This is a genomic window from Dankookia rubra, from assembly GCF_004355005.1.
Taxonomy (GTDB): Bacteria; Pseudomonadota; Alphaproteobacteria; order Acetobacterales; family Acetobacteraceae; genus Paracraurococcus; species Paracraurococcus ruber_A.
This window is the reverse complement of record NZ_SMSJ01000262.1, coordinates 1-1,415: the sequence shown is the minus strand read 5'-3', so window position 1 is coordinate 1,415 and position 1,415 is coordinate 1. Positions and strand designations below refer to the sequence as shown.

Annotated in this window: 1 pseudogene; it reads right to left on the bottom strand. The window is 71.2% G+C overall.

Features of this window, described 5'->3' with window-relative positions:
• Positions 1-40: 40 nt before the first annotated feature.
• Positions 41-1,347: pseudogene (locus E2C06_RS36435) on the bottom strand (IS3 family transposase).
• Positions 1,348-1,415: the final 68 nt, after the last annotated feature.

Here is a 1,415-nt window from a genome sequence, read left to right as displayed (position 1 = left end):
CTGTAGTGCGCCCGGTTGCTGAGACAGCTGGCTGCGCTATTCAGGCGGCCAAGGGTAGGTTGGCCGGTGGGCACTGAGCAAGGCTGCGTTGCTCGGCTCGGACCTGGTTCGGGGTGCGGTAGCCGTGCCGGGCGACGAGCCAGGTGGCGTTGTAGTGGGCCACGAAGTCCTGCAGCCCGCGGCGCAGGTCTTCGATGGTGTCGAAGGTGTGCACCCATAAGAAGTTCTCCTTCAGGGTGCGGATGAAGCGTTCCGCGACGCCGTTGCCCTCGGGCTGGCGGACGAAGGAGGGCGAGCTCTCGATGCCGAAGAAGGTGATCTCGTCCTGGAAGTCGCCCGACATGTAGTTCGAGCCGTGGTCGTGGCGGAGGGAGAGACCCTTGGCCGCGTTCTTTTCGATGCCACCAAAGTGGCGCAGCACGCCCTGGCGCACCGGCTCGAGTGCCTCGAAGCGGTTGCCGGAGCGGGCGGCATGGTTGCCGACGCACTCGCCCGAGCAGTGGTCGACGGCGACGAAGACCCGGGCCCGACCTTCTTTGACGGTCACGGTCTCGGTCATGTCGGTCCCCCACATTGCGTCCACCGCGGTGGTGGTGATGGTGCCGTCGTGGGCGCGCTGCTCGGGACGACCGACCCGGTGCGGCGCGAGCAGGCCGTGCTGGCCCATCAGCCGCCGGACCCGGCGGGCCGAGGTGCGGATCCCGGCGTGGCGCAGCCGGGCCCAGATCTTGCGGTAGCCCTCACCGTGCAGGCGCGAGCCGAGGATCTGGGCGCGGATGTACTCAACCAGCGCGGCGTCGGAGCAAGCCCCCACCGGACCGCGGCGGGCCGGGCGAGGCGTCTCGGCAGCCGCCGCCGCGCGATGGCGGTAGACCGTGGCGCGGGAGCGGCGCCAAACCCGGGTGACCCGAGCCAGTCCGTAGGCCCGGCCCGTGGTCGGCGAGATGGTCTGGCTCACCGCCTCGGCCTCCGGCGGGCCAAAGGGCGGCCGCCCTCCAGGGCCGCGATCTTCTGCTCGAGCAGCTCGTTGGCCATGGTCACCTCGCCGAGCTTGGCTTTCAGGCGGAGCAACTCCTCGTCGCGGCTGTCGCGCTCGCGCTCCTTCATCGCCGCCTCTGCCCCGACCAGGGCGCGGTCTCGCCACGCGCTCAGACGAGCGACGGTGACGTTGAGCTCGCGGGCCACGGTCTCCAGCGGCTCACCGCGCAGCAGGCGGGTGACGGCGGCCAGCTTGCGCCGGGCGGAGTTGCGACGCTCCGGCCCGGCACCGCCCGAGGGGGCGCCGGCGTCAGCGTTCTGGGCGCCCGCCGGCGCCCCCTCGGGCTTGTCGCTGTAGTTCTGGTCCATCGGTCTGACCTCCGGTTGCGGTGATCTCTACCGCAGCCGGCTGTCTCATCGAACCGTGCCGCACCCCA